Origin of the sequence: Sphaerospermopsis torques-reginae ITEP-024, from assembly GCF_019598945.1 — a bacterium.
GTDB lineage: Bacteria > Cyanobacteriota > Cyanobacteriia > Cyanobacteriales > Nostocaceae > Sphaerospermopsis.
Window position 1 is genome coordinate 3,663,250 of the sequence record NZ_CP080598.1, and the last position, 21,486, is coordinate 3,684,735.

Sequence of the window (21,486 nt, forward strand, 5' to 3'; positions counted from 1 at the left end):
AGTAAGAATGAATGAGTTTAATTGTTGGGTACAACCAATGAATAAAATAGAAACAGAAAATCTATCTACAGGTGGATACATTGAGTATGAATATTTTGATTGTGGGAGTGATGTTTTAGCATCGTTAATGTATACTTTATTTGAGCAAAATTGGCAGCAGGTGGGGATTGCTCATATTGTTCAAGGTAGTGTTTTAGAGTTGGAATTTAATGCACCACCAAAACTATGTATTCTCTATGATGGATATTTGACGGTGGCGGCTGAAGGGTGGCATTTACATTTGTGTATTGATACTAATTTCGGTGGACCTTTATGTAAAACTCCTGTGGAAGTGAGGAAGCAGCGTTTAGTTTCTCGTGCAGCTTTTTATCGGCGGTTTAATCCAGAAGGAAATCCTAGAAGTTGGGGGATTCAATTTTGGAATGGTGCTAATGAACAATTGATGACGATTTTATTACCTAATCCTTTGGTAGATGGAGAAAATTTATTACCAGAAGGAAAACCAAATTTAGAAAAGTTAGCTTTGTATCAAGATTTGAGAGATATTTATGTGTTAGGAATTAAACCAATTCCCTTTAATAAAAATCCTCTCAAACATTCCTATATTTCAGTTTGTACTTCTACTCGCTGTCTTCCTTCTCGCAAATGGCAACCTACATTTGAGGCGTTAAAATCAGCAGTGGAAAATGCAGGTTTAGATATAGAAGTAAGAACATCTGGTTGTTTAGAAGTTTGTCAATTAGGACCTGTGGTTTTCTATTCTAATGATAGAACTTGGTACACTCGCGTTAATCCTAATGTGGCAGAAAATATTGTCAATGAACATTTAGTTAAGGGTAATAAGGTGGCTGAAAACTTATATCCACCGGAAAAAGTATAAGCTACTCCCCATTACTTTTTCTGTAAAAATATGCTCGTAGTAAGGTCTTTAGCCCTGCTTCAGTGAAACCCAACATTAGCAAAAAATACTAAAGATTCGCGTTGGGTTTCGTTCCATTGCTTCGCAACGCGAACAACCCAACCTACAAAATCTCACTATTGAAAAAATATTTAGCAAGAATGAAATTTTCACAACTTCCTTACTCAAAACTAATCATTTTTTTATGTCAATTTTGCCTTATAGCCACGTTTATTATTGCCTGTCATAGTACAAAAAATCCTATAACTAAAAAACCTATAACTAACAACACAACCAATAACACCTGTATTCAAAACTATAACCCTAATCAAGATTATTTCCCCAACAAAGCTAAAATTAACTATGCTACAGGCTTCGCAGTTGAATATCATAATCATTACAAAGTTGTGACGATTAAAAATCCCTGGCAAAATGCGAAAACGCAGTTTCAATATGTTTTGGTTCAGTGTGGAACTCCCACACCTTCAGGATTTAACCAAGCACAAATTATTACAGTTCCTGTTAATTCTGTCGTAGCTTTATCTACAACTCATTTACCCCACTTAGCAAAATTAGGATTGGTGGATAAGTTAATAGGAATTAGTAATACTCAACAAGTTAATACTCCGGCTGTAATTGAGAGAATTAAAGAGGGAAAAAGTACCCAAGTAGGTAATAATTCCAATGTGGATATAGAAAAGTTATTAGCATTAAATCCTGATTTAGTCACAACTTTTGGTACAGGAAATTCCCAAACAGATAGTTACGGAAAACTTACGGAAGCTGGTTTGAAAGTGGGGATAAATGCTGAATATATGGAAGATACGCCGTTGGGAAGAAGTGAATGGTTAAAATTTACGGCTTTATTTTTTAATCAAGAAGAAAAAGCTGAAAATATATTTCAAGAAATAGCAGATAAATATACACAAATTGCCACAAAAGCTCAATCTGTAAAAAATCGTCCCACCGTATTTGTTGGCTTTAATTTTAAAGGTACTTGGTTTATGCCTGGCGGTAAAAGTTATGTGGCTAAATATCTGAATGATGCAGGAGGTAATTATTTGTGGAATGATGATCAATCTAATGGTAGTTTACCACTTTCTTTTGAAGTAGTTTTAGACCGTGCAGCTAAAGCTGATTATTGGTTAAATTCTCGCCAAAGTTGGCAGAGTTTAAAAGATGTCGTCGCAGAAGATAGTCGTTATGGTGATTTTAAAGCTGTAAAAACTGGAAATATTTATAATAATAATGCCCGTGTTAATGCCGATGGTGGTAATGATTATTGGGAAGGAGGAATTAGTAACCCGGATATTGTACTAGCAGATTTAATTAAAATCTTGCATCCAGAATTGTTGCCGGAACATCAACTGTTTTATTACCGCGAATTGCCAAAATAATGTTTATGAAAACCGCAAAAAAATATCTTACATCTCACTCATTTATTCCAGATAATATTTCCATAAGAAGTTTATTTTTTGGGATATTAATTGTAGCTTTACTATTAATATTTATCTTAGATTTGACTTTGGGTTCTGTTGCTATTCCTCTTCAGGAAGTTGTAAATATTTTACTAGGACAAGAACCAGAAAAGATAACTCATGCCAATATAATCCTCAAATTTAGATTACCGAAAGCTGTAACTGCAACTTTGGCGGGTGCTGCTTTAGGTGTGAGTGGGTTACAAATGCAAACATTATTTAAAAATCCCTTAGCTGGACCTTTTGTATTAGGAATTAGTTCGGGTGCGAGTTTAGGTGTGGCGTTGGTGGTTTTAACTGCAAGTTTGACTACACCAACTTTATTAAATAATTTGGGAATCATTACTAATTTTGGATTAGTGATAGCTGCTAGTGTGGGTGCGGGTTCGGTTTTGGGTGTGATGTTGGTTGTTTCTCGTCGGGTGCAAGATACAATGACGCTGCTAATTTTAGGTTTATTATTCGGTTATGCTACTGGTGGAATTGTGAGTATTTTATTGCAATTTAGCACTAGAGAACGGATTCAAAGTTATATTATGTGGACTTTTGGTAGTTTTGCTGGTGTGACTTGGAAGCAGTTAATTGTGTTAATTCCATTGATACTTTTAAGTTTATTGATGGCGTTGTTGCAATCAAAATCTCTGAATGCACTTTTGCTAGGTGAATCCTATGCCAGAAGTGTAGGTTTAACGGTAGAAAAAACTAGATTTTCTATTATTACCAGTGCTTCTATTTTAGCAGGTGGAATTACAGCTTTTTGTGGACCAATCGCATTTTTGGGGGTGGCTATTCCTCATTTATGTCGGAGTTTGTTCAATACTTCTGACCATCGAATTTTAATCCCCAGTGTGATAATTTTAGGGGCAATTTTAGCTTTAATAGCAGATTTATTTTCTCAATTAGCAGTAAGTCAAATGGTTTTACCTTTAAATGCAATTACGGCTTTAATTGGTACTCCTGTGGTGACTTGGGTAATTCTAAGGAGGCGTAATTCCCGCAAGTCTTTTCCATCCTAATCACTGGGAGCATCCCAATGAAAGCAAAAATGTAGAATAAGTATCTGAAAACTCTCTTCTTTCTTCTTACCTTCGTGTCTTTCGATCCTACCCTTCGGGAACACCTCCGGTGAACGTGGTTCGTTCATTTCATGTCTTACCTGTTCCCTGTTCCCTAACTCAACAAATATGAGTAATGCAATTTTAACAACCCATAATTTGACTATTGGTTATCAAACATCTCGAAAGAATTTTCGGTGTGTAGCAGAAAATATTTCTGTGTCTTTGCAAGCTGGGGAATTGGTGTGTTTATTGGGTCCCAATGGTGCAGGTAAATCTACATTACTGCGATCGCTTGCCGGAATGCAACCACCTGTAGCTGGTGAAGTCCGACTTTTAGATGATAATATCTACAAATTAGCACCCCAAGATTTAGCGAAACGGTTGAGTTTAGTTCTCACGGAAAAAGTTGATGTGGGAATGCTATCTGCTTATACTTTGGTAACTTTAGGACGACATCCTTATACTGACTGGTGGGGAAATTTGACGGCTGAGGATGAAGCGATAGTACACTGGGCAATTAAATCCGTAGGTGCATTAAATTTAGTCTCCCGTCAAGTTAGTGAACTCAGTGATGGTGAACGACAAAAAATTATGATTGCCCGTGCTTTAGCGCAGTCTCCTATGGTAATGTTGCTAGATGAACCAACGGCATTTTTAGATTTACCACGGCGAGTAGAAATTATGCAATTGTTGCGTAATTTAGCCAGGGAAACTAAACAAGCAATTCTCCTTTCTACCCATGATTTAGATTTAGCTTTGCGGTTAGCTGACCAAATTTGGTTATTAGATTCTCATGGAATTTTACAAGTAGGCGCACCGGAAGATTTAGTATTAAGTGGTGCATTTGCGAATACTTTTAAAAGTGCAGGTGTGGAGTTTGATATTTTGTCTGGTGAGTTTAATTTGCATACACCATTGAAAGGAGAAGTTCAAGTTATTGGTGAGGGTATAGCGACTATATGGACTATTCGCGCTTTACAAAGAGTAGGTTTTCAGGTGAAACAAGCGGAAAAATTTTCTCACAATCAAAATGCTGCAAAAACACAATTAATAGTAAAAGTTATATCCAACTCCCAAGAGAACTTTTGGCAAACTCAAGCTATAAATAATCATCAAGATGTGTATGTTCATAATTCATTATATGAACTGATTGAATTTTTAAATTTTTAGATCATATCTTGCAAGACTTTGCGGGTATTTTGCCAAGTCCAGAAACCAATCAATACTACAGTGATACTCATCCCAAAGAGAACTATGGCCAAGCCAAAAGCATTAACCAACTTCGTGGTAATTAATAAAGGTGCGGACAACGCAATATTAATGGCATGATTTTGAAAGCCAAATACCTTACCGTGCATTGCTGGGGGTGTGTGTTGTTGAATTAGGGTTTGCATCGGCACGTTAATTAATGCTGCACCTAAACCCAAGAACACACAAAGTCCCAAAACTAAAAATAAATTATGAGTAACAATAAACATTCCCAGTGCCAAGGCCATAAACATAAAACCAATTAGCGGCAAGGGTTGATGATGCAGTTTATGGCCAAAATGCCCCAAAATTCCCGCACCTAAAACCATTCCCACGCCGGCAGCAGCAACAAAGAAACTAAAATCAGTTTGTTCCAAGTTCAATCTAGCAGCTAATCTAATAGATAATTCTAATAAAGCAGCAAAGACGCAGTACAAAGCCACAATTTGCAGCATGGCATTCCAGACTAAGCGGTTTTGTTTTAGATATTGCCAACCTTGTAAAAATTCGGTGATAGGATTAGCTACGGATGTTTGCCTATGTTCTGTAAACCGAATTGGCAACATGATGATAGCTGATAACAGATAGAAACCACCTACTAATAGTTCTTTGCCAAAATCAGAGTTTAAATATTCCGCCCAGTCTAAAATCGGTGTTCCCACAGCATAGCCAACTATCAATGCTCCCATCATGGTGCTGCTAAATAAAGCATTAGCGGCCATTAAATTCTCTCGTTGTACCATTAGGGGAATAGTAGCTTGTTCGGCCGGAGCAAAAAACTGAGTTACCGAGGAGATACCAAAATTCAATGCTAACAATATTCCTAACTGCCTGGGCAAGAAAGCTATACTCAATGTCAACAAGCCCCGCACGACATCAGAACCAACCATAATCAGCTTTTTGGGCATCCTATCCACAATCACACCACCAGCAGATCCGAAAAAAATCGCCGGTAGGGTAAAAGCCATATACATATAAAAGCGCCCAGTGCCTTCTGGTAAATTGGCAGGTAAGTATTTTTTCTCTAATAAATCAATCATCAGGATCAGTAATATCTTATCTGCTAACTGGGAAACCAGTTGCCCGATCCATAGGAGCATAAAATTACGGTTTTTTAGCAGTGCGCCAAAGCCGCTATGAGCAGCAGTCGGTTCAGTGGGAAACATTAGGAATGGGTAATTGGTAATTGGTAATTGGTAATTGGTAATTGGTAATTGGTGATTGGTGATTGGTGATTAGGGATTGGTGATTAGGGATGAGTGATTGGTGATAGGGAAATTAATCCTTTAAAATTTGTGCTTACTTTGATGGAAAAGAATAAATCTTCCCAGTCACCAGTCACCAGTCACCAGTCACAGGTCCCCAGTCCCCTGTTATTCATAGCTTTTTAACAATATATGCAAGAATTCAGCCGCATTCAGGGATTTTTGGGAGTGGGAAAACCGAATTGATGGATCTGTCAAGTTACCTTGTATCTTGTGGGGCGATCGCCACATTGATAAATGATCAACTGGTGGATCGGCATAAAAATTATCTTCCCCAATACCTAAAATAGCAGAACTCCAATGGGTAAAATAATCATGACTCAGGCGATGTATGGGAAAATTACCCGACAATGGCACGCCCCAGCCATCTATAGCAATTAATGCTTTCACGTTACCACCTTGAAGTTGCCATGTTGTAGCCGCTGCGATCGCCCCCACTACACCAGCACTAAAACCAATGAATATAACAGGCGATTCTAGTTTATTATTCAAGCGATCGCGCAAAAACAGTAAAATATGAAGTGCTGATAAAGTAAAAATCCCCTCTCCCGGAAAAACCAGTATATTTAATAACTGCTGATCACCTCTCTCAGTATGGGGATTAAATAAGCTTCTGACAAAGCTTTGCGTTAATTCTATTTCATGAATACCTGGACAAATAATAATATTCATTAGCTTTTATGGTTAAAGATGAACAACCTATGGCATTTGCTCGGTTAATTGTCAGTTAATTGTTAATTTTTACTGGTTAATTGTAAATTTTTCATGATCAGATGTATATTTTTATGTTCACATCTATCCTATCCCCCTGGATGGGATGATAATTAAGTAATATGGTGAACTCTAGGGTTATACCCTGTGAGGATATCGCCATTTCGGTTATATTGAGGGAATCATTGTGGTTGCAACTCCAGAAAAAATGCAACATACTCACGAGCATCTACCAGGCCATGATCGCATAGCTGTACTGCTCATGGGTTATGGTGAAGTCGAGAGCTATGAAGATTTTGCCAATTATAATGAACAAGCTTTAAATCTACTCACTGCCAAATTTGCACCAGTACCAACTTGGATTTATCCCAGTTTAGCCAAGATTTTAGCTATATTTGATCGTCATGAATGGGGACATACCCATCATGATTTTATCTCACCCCATAATGCCATTTTTGAACAGCAACGGGCAGGAATTGAACACGAATTACAACATAGATGGGGTGGTAATGTACAAGTTTTCAAAGCTTTTAACTTTTGCGCTCCTTTTTTACCGCAACAAGTTTTAGCAGAAATCAAAAATCAAGGCTTTGAAAAAATCTTGATCTATCCTTTGTTAGTGGTAGATTCTATTTTTACCAGTGGTATTGCTATTGAACAAGTTAATAATGCTTTGGCTGAATTAGCTGATGGTGATGAACATTGGGTGAAAGGAATGCGTTATATTCCTTCTTTCTACAATGAGCCGGAATATATCAATTTAATGGCGCAAATAGTAGAAGAAAAAATCAATTCTGACGTAGCCGATGCCTATTTACCATCACAAATTGGTATTGTGTTGATGAATCATGGCTGTCCACACAAAGCCAAAGGTTTTACATCAGGAATTGATGAAAGTCAGGCACTTTACGAATTAGTGAGAGAGAAATTAATTCACCGTTATCCTTTAATTTCTGTCGGTTGGTTAAACCATGATACACCATTAATTGAATGGACTCAACCTAATGCCACTCAAGCAGCCCAAAATCTGATTCAATTAGGTGCAAAAGTGATCATGTTTATGCCCATTGGTTTTGCCACAGAAAACCATGAAACCTTGTTAGATGTGCATCACATTATTCATGATTTAGAAAAACAGCATTCTGGTGTGGACTATTTACAAATGGCTTGTGTAAATGATGATCCTCGCTTTTTGGATATGGCTGCGGAATGGGCAAATGTTCATATTGCAGAGTTGATGCAAGCGGAAGGCAAAGAAGTTAATGTACAGTTAGCTTTACATCATCATCACCATCATCATTAGGTGATTGGTGACAGGTGACAGGTGACAGGTGACAGATAAAGAATCACTTCTTATCTGTTACCTTTTGTCTTGCTGATTTGAACTAGAAATTATTGGGCGGAATCATTACGACTCTGACAATTGTTCTGACAATTGTAAGGATAAGTTTTGTTTTGTGTCAACAATCATAGAAGTTATAATTTAATCAGAGTATACATGAACTATTATGACTAAATGGTTTAACACCGCCGGACCTTGTAAACCGAATATCCACTATACCCTACCCACCACCGAACGGTTACCAGACTTAAAACGCCTGATTGATCAGGAGAATTACTTTGTCATCCATGCACCCAGACAAACAGGTAAAACCACTGCCATGCTCACCCTAGCACAGGAGTTAACAGCTAGTGGTAAATATACTGCCGTTATGGTATCCGCAGAAGTAGGCTCTGCTTTTCCCGATCAGCCAGAAATAGCAGAACAGGCAATTTTAGGTGCTTGGCGAGAGGCATCCCGATTTTGGCTACCTAAGGAGCTAGAACCATCGGTGTGGCCAAATGCACTACCAGGACAACGGATAAATGCCGCTTTAACTGTCTGGGCGGAAACTGCTGTGCGCCCCTTGGTGGTGTTTATTGATGAAATTGACTCCCTGCAAAATCAAACTTTAATTACTGTTTTAAGACAGTTAAGGGATGGTTTTCCCCGTCGCCCCCAGAGCTTCCCCCAATGTGTGGCGTTAATTGGGATGCGGGATGTACGTGATTATAAAGTAGCCTCTGGTGGTACTGACAGATTAAATACCTCTAGCCCCTTTAATATCAAGGTACGGTCTCTGACTTTAAGTAATTTTAGCTTACAAGATGTAAGTAATCTATACGGACAACATACTCAAGCCACGGGGCAAATTTTCACCCCCGAAGCTATTAACCAAGCCTACTATTTAACCCAGGGTCAACCTTGGTTAGTCAATGCTTTAGCTAAGGAAGTTACAGAATACTTAGCAGAAGATGTGAATATCCCCATCACGGTAGATTTAATTAATCAAGCGAAAGATATCTTAATTCAAAGACAAGACACCCATTTAGATAGTTTAGCAGAGCGACTGCGAGAAGATAGGGTAAAAGCAATTATTCAACCCATGTTAGCTGGGGAAGACTTAGGCAATGTTCCTGATGATGATTTACGCTATGTACTAGATTTAGGTTTATGTAAACGGGATAGAGGTGGTGGTCTGGAAATTGCTAATCCTATCTATAAAGAGGTATTCCCGAAAACTTTAGCAAATGTGACAATTGCTTCTTTAACATCTGTTCAACCCACCTGGTTAACACCAACTGGCAAACTGGATGCAGTAGCATTGTTAGAGTCATTCTTAGACTTTTGGCGACAACATGGGGAACCGTTATTTAAAAGCACTCCCTACCCAGAAATAGCCCCTCACTTAGTATTAATGGCATTTTTACACCGTGTCGTCAATGGTGGTGGGAGCTTAGAGCGGGAATACGCCATCGGCTCAGGGAGGATGGATATATGTCTGCGTTATGGCGATGTAGTCTTAGGGATGGAATTAAAGGTATGGAAACAGGGTAAACCTGACCCCTTACACCAAGGATTGATACAATTAGATAAATATTTATCAGGATTAAATTTAGATACAGGATGGTTAATCATATTTGACCGTCGCCCCGATTTACTCCCCATCAGCGATCGCACTACCACGGAAATAGCCCAGAGTCCCCAAGGGAGAAATATTACAGTCATTCGGGGGTAGGTTTGCATTTGTTGACTGTCGTCAACAATCATAGAAGTTATAATTAAATCAGAGTATACATGAACTTTTATGACTAAATGGTTTAACACCGCAGGCCCTTGTCAACCGGATATACATTATACCCTACCGACCAGTGAACGGTTACCAGACTTAAAACACCTGATTGAACAGCGCAATTACTTTGTCATCCATGCACCCAGACAAACTGGTAAAACCACTGCCATGCTTACCTTAGCACAGGAATTAACAGCTAGTGGTAAATATACTGCCGTCATGGTATCCGCAGAAGTAGGCTCTGCCTTTCCCGATCAGCCAGAAATAGCAGAAAGAAGGATTTTAGATGCTTGGCAAGATGCTATTGACTGTTGGCTACCAACAGAATTACAACCATCTTTCTTAACTAATGGTAATCCACCCCAACGTATTGGCTCTTTCCTCAAATCCTGGGCGGAAACTTCTAAGCGCCCCTTGGTGGTGTTTATTGATGAAATTGACTCCCTGCAAAATCAAACTTTAATTAATGTATTAAGACAGTTAAGGGATGGTTTCCCCCGTCGTCCCCAGAGCTTCCCCCAATGTGTAGCCTTAATTGGGATGCGGGATGTACGTGATTATAAGGTAGCTTCTGGTGGTACTGACAGGTTAAATACCTCTAGTCCCTTTAATATCAAGGTGGAATCTTTAACTTTAAGTAATTTCACTTTAGAAGATGTAAAGAGTTTATATGAACAACATACCCAATCCACGGGGCAAATCTTTAACCCCGAAGCCATTAACCACGCCTACTATTTAACCCAGGGTCAACCTTGGTTAGTTAATGCGATCGCCCGTCAAGTTACAGAGTATTTAGCAGAAGATGTGAATATCCCCATCACAGTAGATTTAATCAATCAAGCTAAAGATATTTTAATTCAAAGACAAGACACGCACTTAGATAGTTTAGCAGAGCGACTGCGAGAAGATAGAGTTAAGGCGATTATTGAACCTATTTTATCTGGGGAAGAATTACCCAACACACCGGAGGATGATCGCCGTTATCTGTTAGATTTAGGTTTAGTGATTCGCAGTAAAGAAGGTGGGTTAAAAGTAGCTAACCCCATTTATCAAGAGGTCATCCCCAAGGTGTTATCCCAGGGTACTCAAGATAGTTTACCGATGATTCAACCTAGTTGGTTAACACCCACAGGGGAATTAAACCCCCAAATCCTATTAGAAACTTTTTTAGACTTTTGGCGACAACACGGGGAACCATTATTTAAAAGCACTCCCTACCCAGAAATAGCCCCTCACTTAGTATTAATGGCATTTTTACACCGTGTCGTCAATGGTGGTGGGAGCTTAGAGCGGGAATACGCCATCGGCTCAGGGAGGATGGATATATGTCTGCGTTATGGCGATGTAGTCTTAGGGATGGAATTAAAGGTATGGAAACAGGGTAAACCTGACCCCTTACACCAAGGATTGATACAATTAGATAAATATTTATCAGGATTAAATTTAGATACAGGATGGTTAATCATATTTGACCGTCGCCCCGATTTACTCCCCATCAGCGATCGCACTACCACGGAAATAGCCCAGAGTCCCCAAGGGAGAAATATTACAGTCATTCGGGGGTAAGCTGTTGTGCATTTAATTTGTATAAGTGGAACAGGCATCTTGCCTGTTAAACAAGAGTTCAGAATATTAGGATTATACAATTTAGCTGTGTAACAGCTTAGGTTTGGATTTCCACCGTCAACCGTCAACAGTCAACACCATGACCATTAACGCCCCCGCCAAATCTTGATGGTGTTATCCCCACTCCCAGAAGCTAAGGTTTTACCGTCCGGGCTGAAGGCTACTGAATTAACCTCAGATGAATGTCCGGTGAGGGTGGCGATTGACACCCCCGTGGCGACATCCCACAGTTTGATGGTGTTATCCAAACTCCCAGAAGCTAAGGTTTTACCATCGGGGCTGAAGGCTACTGACCAAACCCAATCTGAATGTCCGGTGAGGGTGGCGATTGACCTCCCCGTGGCGACATCCCACAGTTTGATGGTTTTATCAATTCCGAAAATACTCCCACTCCCAGAAGCTAAGGTTTTACCATCGGGGCTGAAGGCTACTGAATTAACCCAATCTGAATGTCCGGTGAGGGTGGCGATTGACCTTCCCGTGGCGACATCCCACAGTTTGATGGTGTTATCCCCACTCCCAGAGCATTGGTGACAAGTTAAGGAAAAGGGGAAATTGTCAAGAGTGGTATTTGTAGTGGTCAAAAACATGGGAAACTCAGTCTAGACAAGTAATTGAGCGATTGAGTCCAGCCATGACAACCAGTAAAAAAACCAACAGAGACCACGCAAAAAAGAAACAGCGACCAATGGTGGAAGATGAAGTAATAGCCAAGCAATTGGAAAGATTACTGACACCAGCGATTACAAATCAAGAAAATTACTACCGAAAACTAGGACTCAGAGAAAGGATACTGAATTTGCCATTGATGATGGCGGCGGTGTTAACCCTGCTGTGGAGAGATGTAGCAGGAGTCAGAGAAGTGACAAGAATGTTAGCTAGAGACGGTTTTCTTTGGTGTAATCCTACGAAAGTTAGTCAACAAGCTGTATCACAGAGATTTTTGACATTTCCATCGGAATTATTTGAAAAAGTATTTAAAGATTTATTGCCTAGCTTGAGAACAGCTTGGCACAGTAGAAATAAACGTCCTTTGCCAGAAAGTATTCAATTTATCTTATCAAGATTTGAGAATATTTGGATAGTAGATGGGTCAACATTGGAGGCATTGTTTAGGAAATTACAAAGTTTGGAAGAAGCTCATTATGGACAATTAGCAGGCAAGATGAGTACAGTCATTGATTTAATGACCAGATTACCTGTAGAGATTTGGTTTGCAGAGAATCCTAAAGCTTCTGATACTAAACTTGAAGAAAATATTTTGAATTTAGTGACAGAAAATACCCTATTGTTGTTAGACAGGGGGTTTTATCACTTTAATTTTTGGTTACAATTAATTGATAAAAAAGTTGACTTTATTACGAGAATAAAAAAAGGAGCATCAATCAAGGTAGAACAAATATTTACAGATAGTTATGGATTGCGAGACCGAAAGATACGTCTGGGTTCTGGTACTAAAAAGACTCCATTTATCATTTTACGTTTGATTGAAGTGCGGTCAGGAAAAACATGGCATTCTTATTTAACCAGCGTGTTAGATCCTAACGTTTTACCCCCCTATGTGGTAGCGGATTTATATCGGCGACGTTGGCGGATTGAAGATGCTTTTAATATAGTAAAAAGACTCTTGGGGTTAAGTTATTTATGGACGGGTTCAATTAATGGAATTAAATTGCAGATTTGGGCAACTTGGATATTTTATGCGGTTTTAGTCGATTTAGGTGATGCTGTAGCTGACGAACTTTCTCTCCCCTTTGATGATATTTCATTAGAAATGATTTATCGTGGTCTTTATCATTTTACTATGGCTCATCAAAAAGGTAAGGCAACCGAAGAAAGTTAAGTATTTTGCTGATCCTCAAAATCGAGATTTAGGCATTATCAAACAGAAGCGAAAACCAAACATAAAATTAATTGTCGCTCCTTTTCCTGAGCTTCAAAGAGGGACTGACCATTTTTTTTTCAATAATTATCCGAAAGCCTCTTGACAAAATACTTACAGCCTTAACTTGTCACTAATGGGCTGTTGGTAGCAATACTAGCCCGTTGCTGCTAATGTAGCACTATTCCACACCTATGTAAACAATTAACTGCTAAAAATATAATCACATTACAGTTAGTTAATGAACCGCTGTATAAAACCTATGAGTGGAACACAGGTACTTATTACCGAATCTGATTCAGGATATTCTGTTGCTGCATGGTTTATCCCACCAGGAATTAATGGGGTATTCAGCCGTCAGCTAACAGCAGTCAGCAAGAAGCTAAAAAACACGAATTTCATCTGGTAAATTTTCCTCATCAACCATTGGTGACAGGTGACAGGTGACAGGTGACAGTGTGAAAAGTGTTTTTATTTACTCCCTGGTTATTGATATGGAACAAAAAACAAAGCTACAGGTAACAAAGAACAGGAGATACAGCAGTTTCGAGGTAAATGAGGTACAAGGTTAACAGGCAGGATGCCTGTTCCACAAGGGTTTTATGATTTGAGTTTGTACATCACTGGTATGAAATATGCTGTATCTATTTAACTCAAGTTGTTAGTTATAAAAGTGATGGGGAGATGGGGAGGAAAAGATTTTTCCCAATCACCAATCACCAATCACCAATCACCAATTTCTCATAGCTCGAAGTTAAACTAGATAAGAAAACAGTAATTTCCAGTTATTGCTATTTCTGTCAGAAGAATAGGCATAAAACCAAAAATCCGCTTATGCCAAAATTAAAAGGGTAAATATTATGACAAAAGTTGGTAAAAAGGCATTGAGAAAACAGCGTCAAACAAAGCGAGTAGCTTGGACTGGGGCATTAGCAGCCGCTATGATCATGTTGCCGGGAATGTTTGGGGGTAGTCCCGTCTTGGCACAAAAAGCAGAGCGTAACTCTTTATCTTACGGAGAATTGCTACAAAAAACCGAGCAAGGGCTGGTTAAAAGAGTAGAACTTGATGAAACCGAACAAATAGCTAAAGTTTATTTGGCAGATCAAAAACCAGATGCACCACCTATCCCGGTACAGCTTTTAGATCAAAACTCTGAGTTAATAAACAAACTCAAAGAAAAAAATGTTGAGTTTGGTCAGGTTTCCTCTGCTAACAGTAGAGCAGCCGTAGGATTATTAATCAACCTGATGTGGATTTTACCACTGGTGGCTTTAATGCTGTTGTTCCTGCGCCGTTCTGCCAATGCTTCTAACCAAGCTTTGAATTTTGGTAAATCTCGCGCTCGGTTTCAAATGGAAGCGAAAACCGGGGTAAAATTTGATGATGTGGCAGGAATTGAAGAAGCCAAAGAAGAATTACAGGAAGTTGTTACTTTTTTGAAACAACCAGAGAAATTTACCGCAGTAGGGGCAAAAATTCCCAAAGGCGTGCTGTTGGTGGGACCCCCTGGTACTGGTAAAACTCTACTAGCAAAAGCGATCGCCGGTGAAGCTGCTGTACCATTTTTCAGTATTTCCGGTTCAGAATTTGTAGAAATGTTTGTGGGTGTGGGTGCTTCCCGTGTCCGTGACTTGTTCAAAAAAGCCAAAGATAACGCTCCTTGTATCATTTTTATTGATGAAATTGACGCAGTTGGTAGACAGAGGGGTGCAGGTATCGGTGGTGGTAATGATGAGAGAGAGCAAACCTTAAACCAGCTATTAACAGAAATGGATGGTTTTGAAGGTAACACAGGTATTATTATTATTGCCGCTACCAACCGTCCTGATGTCTTAGATTCAGCTTTATTGCGTCCTGGTCGTTTTGATAGACAAGTTATTGTAGATGCACCGGACTTAAAAGGACGTTTGGAAATCTTGCAAGTTCATGCACGGAACAAAAAATTAGATCCGAGTGTTTCCTTAGATGCGATCGCCCGCCGGACTCCTGGTTTTACTGGTGCAGACTTAGCTAACCTCCTCAATGAAGCAGCTATTCTCACAGCGAGAAGACGCAAAGAAGCAATTACCATCCTCGAAATAGATGATGCGGTAGATCGGGTAGTTGCCGGAATGGAAGGCGCTGCTTTAGTAGACAGCAAAAACAAACGTTTAATTGCTTACCATGAAGTGGGACACGCTTTAATAGGTACATTGGTTAAAGACCATGATCCAGTTCAAAAAGTTACCCTCATTCCCAGAGGACAAGCATTAGGTTTAACTTGGTTTACACCCAATGAAGAACAAGGTTTAATTTCCCGTTCCCAAATTTTAGCCCGAATTATGGCAGCTTTAGGCGGTCGTGCGGCTGAGGAAATAGTGTTTGGGAAACCGGAAGTTACCACAGGTGCGGGTAATGATTTGCAACAAGTGACAAACATGGCCAGACAAATGGTAACAAAGTTTGGGATGTCTGATTTAGGTCCATTATCCTTGGAAAGTCAAAATAATAGTGATATATTTTTGGGACGTGACTGGGGGAATAGGTCAGAATATTCTGAAGAAATTGCTGCTAAAATTGATGCTCAAGTGAAAGAGATTGTCAGCAATTGTTATGTGAAGGTAAAAGAATTACTGCAAGAAAACCGCCTGATTATGGAGCGTTTAGTTGATATGTTAGCCGAAGAAGAAACCATTGATGGAGATGTTTTCCGTAAAATTGTAGAAGAGAATATTCAGACTCAGGTGAAAGATCAAAAGTTAGCAGTTTCTCATTAGACATCTGGTGGAGGAGATCAAGGAGTCAGGAGTTCAAGGATATCAAGGAGTTTTTTGTATTTGGAAACGAGGTAAAAACCAACAAAGTGCAAGGTTTTCCTACTCATAGTTTCCAAAACCTTGCACCTATTTTCTTTGTGATCACCCTCAAACTCTTTATTCATCGTGGTTTTCAGTTTATTCAGCAACCCCTAAGTATTAAGTTATGGGGAATTAATTGGGAATTGGGAAAATACAGCACTTCCCGGTGTTATGAGGTACAGAGATGAATCATAAAACTCTTGTGGTGCGGGCATCTTGTCCGCTACTGGTGTACTTCACTTATATGAAATCTGCTGTAAAATCCTTTCTTCCTGACTCCTGTGATAAAAAAAAGACAGGCAAGATGCCTGTCCCACAAATCATTGTTTAGTAAAGAATTTAGAAATTCATCTCAGCAGCTTGGACTTTTTCCACCTGCTTCTTCTTCAGCACTAACATAACTTGTGCCAACATCACTAAACAGATAAAGGCGATCAAACCTTTGATTCTGTTGGGGTTTTGTAAGACGATTTCTGTATCTTTCTGACCAAAACCACCGACGTTGGGGTTATTGGTTAAAGCGTCACCAAATGCAACTGTTTGTCCTTCTGAAACAATCAGTTCTGGACCTGCGGGAACTGTATCGTTAACAACTTCACCATTGTCGGTTTTGATGCTAACTACATACTTAACGTTACCGTCTTCATCTTCTGTTTTGGCAATCTTGCTGATTGTACCAGCAGCGGAAGCGTTGTAAACGTTGTTATTGCTCTTTTCACCTGTGGGGTAAACTTGACCACGTCCTCTGTTACCGCCTACATGAACGGCATATTTGCCAAAGTAGATATTTTTGTCGGTAGCAGGGTTAGGTGAAAGCACTGGGAAGACGATTTCTTGATGTTCTTCCCCTGGTAAGGGTCCAACTATCACCACGTTTTCCTGGTCTTCTCTGTAGGTTTGGAAGTAAACATCGCCTACTTCTTCTTTCATTTCTTCAGGAATGCGGTCTTCTGGTGCAATCTTGAAGCCTTCGGGTAACATCAATACAGCACCGACGTTTAAACCGACTTTAGAACCATCAGCACCTACTTGCTGTACGCTGGTATCGTAGGGTATTTTGACGATCGCTTTAAATACGGTGTCAGGTAATACGGATTGGGGTACTTCTACTTCTGTGTTTTTTGCTGCTAGATGACAGTTAGCGCAAACAATCCGTCCTGTGGCTTCGCGGGGTGTTTCAGGAGCGGTTTCCTGCGCCCAGAAGGGATAAGCAGCAGCGGTTTGGGGGTGAGCAATATCGCTGGTGAAGAAAAATGTCACTGTAGCGATCGCTATCAGCAATGTATTGAACATTACTTTAGCAGCGCGAGTTAACCTCGCTGGTGTACGGGCGTTTCTCATCTCTATAAAGTCAGTTGTCAGTGGTCAGTTGTCAGTGGTGATTGTTCAGCATTAAAGCTGAACCATTGCATTGTTTAAGCCCACCAAGGTTCTTCACCAGTGCGGAAGTCGCTTTCTGTCCAAGGGGTCAAAACGATTTTGTCATCGTTGACGTTGGCATGAGCTAAAGCTAAAGACCTGGGTGCAGGTCCGCGAACCACTTTACCAGTAGCATCGTACTGGGAACCGTGACAAGGGCATTTAAATTTGTTCTCTGCTACGTTCCAGGGAACAACACAACCTAAGTGGGTGCAAATAGCGTTAATGCCATAATCTGCGATCGCTTCTTTGCTTTCTACCACAATATAGGTAGGATCTCCCTTGAGTCCTTGGACAAGGGTGCGATCGCCTACGTTATGACTGCTGAGAAACTTACTAACACTAACATCGTTACCCAGTTCATCTTTTGCTACTGTACCACCACCAGCACCACCGCTGGCGGGGGGGATAAAGTAGTTAACAACAGGATACAATACACCAGCAGCTACTCCGGTGACAGTCCCAAAAGTCAGCAGGTTCATGAACTGACGACGACCCATATCGGGTACGTCCATTGATTCAGAAAATTGAGCCATAGTCTACGCGCTCTTTGTGTAATTTGTTCAGCAATTTTGACAAGAGTGGTAGCAACTAGCCTCACACTTTGCCTGAGTCGAAATGCTAACGCCCCCAGTGATGCCATACTTCTTGGTAAGAAGACCTATCTAGCATTACCTTCTGTTAGCATTACATTTCTTTATATCCTTATCATAGTTTCAAAAAGCATAGACAAATATCTCATGCTTTCTGTTTGCTGGGAATAACCCCAACAGGACTTACTACCACACCCTCTATCCCTAGTCTAAAAGCTGTTGGGACTACTTTAAAGAAAATATTTTCCGGGTTCTCTTTTTTCAGTTCTGATTGGATTAGCTACTCTTGAGAATGTTTTACTTTGTCTGATTTATCGGATTTCCTGTCACACAGGAGCTATGGTCAGATCAATTCTGACTCTCCCCAGTCTCAGAGCCGGACTTTCACCACTTCTCAAGGATCTACGCTTCTTGAACCCAAGACTAAATATATCACATTCACATCTTGCATCACAGATGCGGACAAAACATTATAATATTTTTGTACTACAAATATTAATATTTTGAGTAAGTAAGTCGGCTCTAAATGTAAAATCTAAATGAGAGCAGCCATGATCTCGTTAAGTCGGTGTTGAATTTGTTTTAGATGTGTGACAATATCTTGATTAGTGATTCGCTTGCATGGCATTAACCCAAAATAAAAACTAAAATAATGAATGTTAAAACATTATGACTGGAAAAGAATTTCGTCAACTGTTAATTGATAAATGGGGATATTCTTATGATGTCCAGTTCCGCAGGACGCAAGGAAAGATATTTCTGCAAGTCATGTGGAAATATCTTGAACAAGCTTCATTCCCTTTAAGCGAACCAGAATATCAAGAACATCTGGATAGCATCGCTAATTATCTCAATGCTTTGGGGGGAACGAGTCAAGTACAAACTTTTATTGAACAAACTAAAGAGCGTCCCCGATTGGGTAAAGCTGTGAGTATTCCTCTCGATTTGGGCGATCGCGCATCCGAATGGATAGTGTAGGTTGTGACTGGTGACTGGTGACTGGGGACAGATAATATTTTTATATGAAAATATAGCATTTACCAAGCTAGTGAGGTACAGAGTTTTTTATCTTAGGGAATTGGGAATTGGGAATTGGGAACAGTAAATAAATTAGGGTGTACCTCATGAGACTGGGAAACGCTATATCATGTCAAAAAAGCCAAGATGGGAAAATAAGAATTAAAATTGATCAATCCATTTGCCGAAAGGAAAAAAGTTTGGGTAAATTGGGGAAATCATCATCATTTAAGAATTACCCGAATTTTTAAATGTTTGTGTTTATTAGGTTTAAAAGAATATGCTCAGGCATTTTTTAAATGTTTAGAGGAAATATATCATCTAGCAAAAGGTGAAATTACTAAACTTACATTTTCTCATTGGCAAGATGCAATAAATAGTTAAGAATAAGTAGGTTGTAATTCATGCAATTTTTTCGACTAATCTACATATCTAATGTTTTTGAAGTACAATTAAGTAAACACAATTCTAACAAGAGATTTTCAAGTGGAAACATCTAAACATCTGCCTCTTGTTTTTTTAGATACAAATGTTATCGCTGCTTATTTACGTGGTGAGTCACCTAGTTCTGAACTATTCTCTCCAGCAGTGTTGAAACAAGTGCGGTTAGCAATTAATCCAGTAGTATTACAGGAGCTTTTTTTCTTAGTAGAGTCCAGTAAAAACCCAGAAATTTTGGATGAACTTCAAGAAGAAGTTAATGTGATACCTGTAAATTTACAGAAAGCTGAGGAATATCTCAAGTATGCAGCAGACCTTCGTAACCGTATAGCTGAATTGGGAACTAAGGTGTGAAGGTTTATATTGATACGGGTGTTTTTATTGACTATCTCAGTCCACAAGCGATCGCACCACATTTCCCCCATATTTTCTAAATTCAATGATAATGATAAAAATTTTCAATAAGCTTTAGTATTTTTTCATAATTACAGCATGACGATTTCTCTGATAAAAGCCGAATTTTTCAGGCTTTTTAACTGGAAACTGATCAAAAAGCAGTCAGCTTGACTAATTGATCAGGTTACGAGAAACTATAGGTTGATGGATGTCACTGCTAACCCAAATAATAATTTTCGTTAAGATTTTGAGATATATATTTTTAAAGATGGAACATTATGAACAAATGGCAACTTTTGTTTCTGTGTTCTTTCAGCAATAGAAAACTAACTCCGCTAAAGCAGTTAAGTCCAAGGGTACTATTGAGATTGGCATTCAGAGAATGGAAACACTAGAATTTATAATTTATCCAGACGGTCGAGTACAAGAGAAAGTCACTGGTATAGTGGGATCTTCTTGTGCGGAGGTAACAGCAGCCATAGAAGCCCAACTGGGAAAAGTGGTAAATCAGCAGCCCACCTCAGAATTTTTCGCCAATAATGCTACACAGGAATCAAGTGTAGTCAATACCCAAACTGCTTTTAGCGAATGGTAAGTTTTCCAACTCGTCTACTTTCATTGATTACAAACCGCCATGTCACACTTTAGCCAAATTAAAACTCAAATCCGCAACCTCGAATCCTTACAAGATGCACTTTCCGACTTAGGAATAGACTGGAAACCAGGACCCCGTGAAGTGCGTGGTTATCGTGGTCAAACCCATCCAGCCGAAGTTACCATCGAGCAAGAAAATGGGTATGACATCGGTTTCAGATGGAATGGTCAGGAATACGAATTGGTAGCTGACTTACAATATTGGCAGCAAAATTTATCTGTAGATGGATTTTTGCGCCAAGTCACCCAACGTTATGCTTACCAAACAGTGATGAAAGAAACTGCCAAAGTTGGTTTCCAAGTTGCTGAAGAACAGAAAAATGCAGATGGTTCTATTCGTTTAGTAGTACAACGCTGGAGTGCGTAATGTCTCAATTGCAACCGTTCCCAGAAGATTTAGATCATAATCTGGAAAATAATCCTTCCGGTTTAGAGCCAGAATTAGGTGGTTTTTTACGAGATGAACCAGAACGTTCTGGTTTTGAACCGGAACTGGGCGGTTTGCTGCGACAGAAGGGCGTTTATGTGGATGAAATTACCTGCATCGGCTGTAAACACTGCGCCCACGTTGCCCGTAATACTTTTTATATTGAACCTGATTATGGGCGATCGCGTGTAATTCGCCAAGATGGCGACTCAGAAGAGGTAATACAAGAAGCGATAGATACCTGTCCTGTAGACTGTATTCACTGGGTTGATTATACAGAATTAAAAAACCTAGAAGAAGATCGCAGATATCAAGTTATTCCTGTTGTGGGTTATCCGGTAGATCATGCGGTCGCTACCACAGAAAAACGTCGTAAAAAGCAGAGATTAAAAAACAATCAATAATATAGCAGGAGTCAGG

The 21,486-nt window shown here is 39.4% G+C and carries 19 protein-coding genes and 2 pseudogenes; 16 read left to right on the forward strand and 5 right to left on the reverse strand.

The genetic code is table 11. The annotated features are described in order from the left end of the window. The first annotated feature begins 7 nt into the window (after positions 1 to 7). The 4 genes from K2F26_RS17045 (at position 8) to K2F26_RS17060 (ending at position 4,604) form a co-directional block, all read left to right on the forward strand. On the forward strand, positions 8 to 880 hold the full coding sequence (locus K2F26_RS17045; RefSeq protein ID WP_194058272.1) for a (2Fe-2S) ferredoxin domain-containing protein: 873 nt from the start codon (positions 8 to 10) through the stop codon (positions 878 to 880). A gap of 179 nt (positions 881 to 1,059) precedes the next feature. Further along, the gene (locus K2F26_RS17050; RefSeq protein WP_220608748.1) at positions 1,060 to 2,295 is read left to right on the forward strand and encodes an ABC transporter substrate-binding protein; all 1,236 of its coding nucleotides are present in this window, start codon (positions 1,060 to 1,062) and stop codon (positions 2,293 to 2,295) included. 5 nt (positions 2,296 to 2,300) lie between these two features. Further along, positions 2,301 to 3,392, forward strand: coding sequence for an iron chelate uptake ABC transporter family permease subunit (locus tag K2F26_RS17055; protein WP_220608749.1), 1,092 nt, complete (start codon positions 2,301 to 2,303; stop codon positions 3,390 to 3,392). 168 nt (positions 3,393 to 3,560) lie between these two features. Then, entirely contained in the window at positions 3,561 to 4,604 is a 1,044-nt protein-coding gene (locus tag K2F26_RS17060) for an ABC transporter ATP-binding protein (RefSeq protein WP_220608750.1), read from the forward strand. Here K2F26_RS17060 and K2F26_RS17065 read toward each other — a convergent pair. Together K2F26_RS17065 and K2F26_RS17070 are read right to left on the reverse strand one after the other, a co-directional pair. Continuing rightward, complete coding sequence (locus K2F26_RS17065) at positions 4,601 to 5,848, reverse strand: MFS transporter (protein ID WP_220608751.1); 1,248 nt, start codon at positions 5,846 to 5,848, stop codon at positions 4,601 to 4,603. The genes K2F26_RS17060 and K2F26_RS17065 overlap by 4 nt on opposite strands. A 207-nt stretch (positions 5,849 to 6,055) precedes the next feature. After that, the gene (locus K2F26_RS17070; RefSeq protein WP_220608752.1) at positions 6,056 to 6,619 is read right to left on the reverse strand and encodes a hypothetical protein; all 564 of its coding nucleotides are present in this window, start codon (positions 6,617 to 6,619) and stop codon (positions 6,056 to 6,058) included. Between the two features lie 226 nt (positions 6,620 to 6,845). Between K2F26_RS17070 and K2F26_RS17075 the strand changes: the two genes are divergently transcribed. From K2F26_RS17075 to K2F26_RS17085, 3 genes are all read left to right on the forward strand, one after another. Beyond that, positions 6,846 to 7,961: a ferrochelatase gene (locus K2F26_RS17075; protein WP_220608753.1), complete on the forward strand. Its 1,116-nt coding sequence runs from the start codon at positions 6,846 to 6,848 to the stop codon at positions 7,959 to 7,961. A gap of 205 nt (positions 7,962 to 8,166) precedes the next feature. Next, on the forward strand, positions 8,167 to 9,717 hold the full coding sequence (locus K2F26_RS17080; protein WP_220608754.1) for a P-loop NTPase family protein: 1,551 nt from the start codon (positions 8,167 to 8,169) through the stop codon (positions 9,715 to 9,717). A 69-nt stretch (positions 9,718 to 9,786) separates the two neighbouring features. Next, positions 9,787 to 11,337, forward strand: coding sequence for an ATP-binding protein (locus tag K2F26_RS17085; protein ID WP_220608755.1), 1,551 nt, complete (start codon positions 9,787 to 9,789; stop codon positions 11,335 to 11,337). Between the two features lie 146 nt (positions 11,338 to 11,483). Here K2F26_RS17085 and K2F26_RS17090 read toward each other — a convergent pair. Continuing rightward, positions 11,484 to 11,921 (reverse strand): annotated as a pseudogene (locus tag K2F26_RS17090) (WD40 repeat domain-containing protein); the annotation flags it as partial. Positions 11,922 to 12,085: 164 nt separating this feature from the next. Here K2F26_RS17090 and K2F26_RS17095 point away from each other — a divergent pair. The 3 genes and pseudogenes from K2F26_RS17095 (at position 12,086) to ftsH (ending at position 16,038) form a co-directional block, all read left to right on the forward strand. Next, positions 12,086 to 13,385, forward strand: a pseudogene (locus K2F26_RS17095) (IS4 family transposase). A gap of 156 nt (positions 13,386 to 13,541) precedes the next feature. After that, positions 13,542 to 13,688 (forward strand): hypothetical protein, encoded by a 147-nt coding sequence (locus K2F26_RS17100; RefSeq protein WP_194058254.1) that lies wholly within the window; start codon positions 13,542 to 13,544, stop codon positions 13,686 to 13,688. 451 nt (positions 13,689 to 14,139) lie between these two features. Beyond that, positions 14,140 to 16,038 (forward strand): ATP-dependent zinc metalloprotease FtsH, encoded by a 1,899-nt coding sequence (gene ftsH / locus K2F26_RS17105; protein ID WP_220608757.1) that lies wholly within the window; start codon positions 14,140 to 14,142, stop codon positions 16,036 to 16,038. Positions 16,039 to 16,458: 420 nt separating this feature from the next. Here ftsH and petA read toward each other — a convergent pair whose 3' ends face one another. Together petA and petC are read right to left on the reverse strand one after the other, a co-directional pair. Then, complete coding sequence (gene petA / locus K2F26_RS17110) at positions 16,459 to 17,460, reverse strand: cytochrome f (RefSeq protein WP_220608758.1); 1,002 nt, start codon at positions 17,458 to 17,460, stop codon at positions 16,459 to 16,461. 74 nt (positions 17,461 to 17,534) lie between these two features. Beyond that, positions 17,535 to 18,074 (reverse strand): cytochrome b6-f complex iron-sulfur subunit, encoded by a 540-nt coding sequence (gene petC, locus K2F26_RS17115; RefSeq protein ID WP_194058248.1) that lies wholly within the window; start codon positions 18,072 to 18,074, stop codon positions 17,535 to 17,537. 726 nt (positions 18,075 to 18,800) lie between these two features. Between petC and K2F26_RS17120 the strand changes: the two genes are divergently transcribed. The 6 genes from K2F26_RS17120 to K2F26_RS17145 all read left to right on the forward strand — a co-directional run bounded on the left by K2F26_RS17120 (position 18,801) and on the right by K2F26_RS17145 (position 21,470). Beyond that, positions 18,801 to 19,109, forward strand: coding sequence for a DUF3067 family protein (locus K2F26_RS17120; RefSeq protein WP_194058246.1), 309 nt, complete (start codon positions 18,801 to 18,803; stop codon positions 19,107 to 19,109). A gap of 207 nt (positions 19,110 to 19,316) precedes the next feature. Then, positions 19,317 to 19,532, forward strand: coding sequence for an opioid growth factor receptor-related protein (locus K2F26_RS17125; protein ID WP_220608759.1), 216 nt, complete (start codon positions 19,317 to 19,319; stop codon positions 19,530 to 19,532). A gap of 102 nt (positions 19,533 to 19,634) precedes the next feature. After that, the gene (locus tag K2F26_RS17130; protein ID WP_246605402.1) at positions 19,635 to 19,943 is read left to right on the forward strand and encodes a type II toxin-antitoxin system VapC family toxin; all 309 of its coding nucleotides are present in this window, start codon (positions 19,635 to 19,637) and stop codon (positions 19,941 to 19,943) included. 424 nt (positions 19,944 to 20,367) lie between these two features. Next, positions 20,368 to 20,580, forward strand: a complete 213-nt coding sequence (locus K2F26_RS17135) for a DUF2997 domain-containing protein (protein ID WP_220608760.1) — start codon at positions 20,368 to 20,370, stop codon at positions 20,578 to 20,580. 39 nt (positions 20,581 to 20,619) lie between these two features. Further along, positions 20,620 to 21,006 (forward strand): DUF1257 domain-containing protein, encoded by a 387-nt coding sequence (locus K2F26_RS17140; RefSeq protein ID WP_220608761.1) that lies wholly within the window; start codon positions 20,620 to 20,622, stop codon positions 21,004 to 21,006. Next, the gene (locus tag K2F26_RS17145) at positions 21,006 to 21,470 is read left to right on the forward strand and encodes a ferredoxin (RefSeq protein ID WP_220608762.1); all 465 of its coding nucleotides are present in this window, start codon (positions 21,006 to 21,008) and stop codon (positions 21,468 to 21,470) included. The genes K2F26_RS17140 and K2F26_RS17145 overlap by 1 nt, the downstream gene beginning before the upstream one ends. The last annotated feature ends 16 nt before the right edge of the window (positions 21,471 to 21,486 follow it).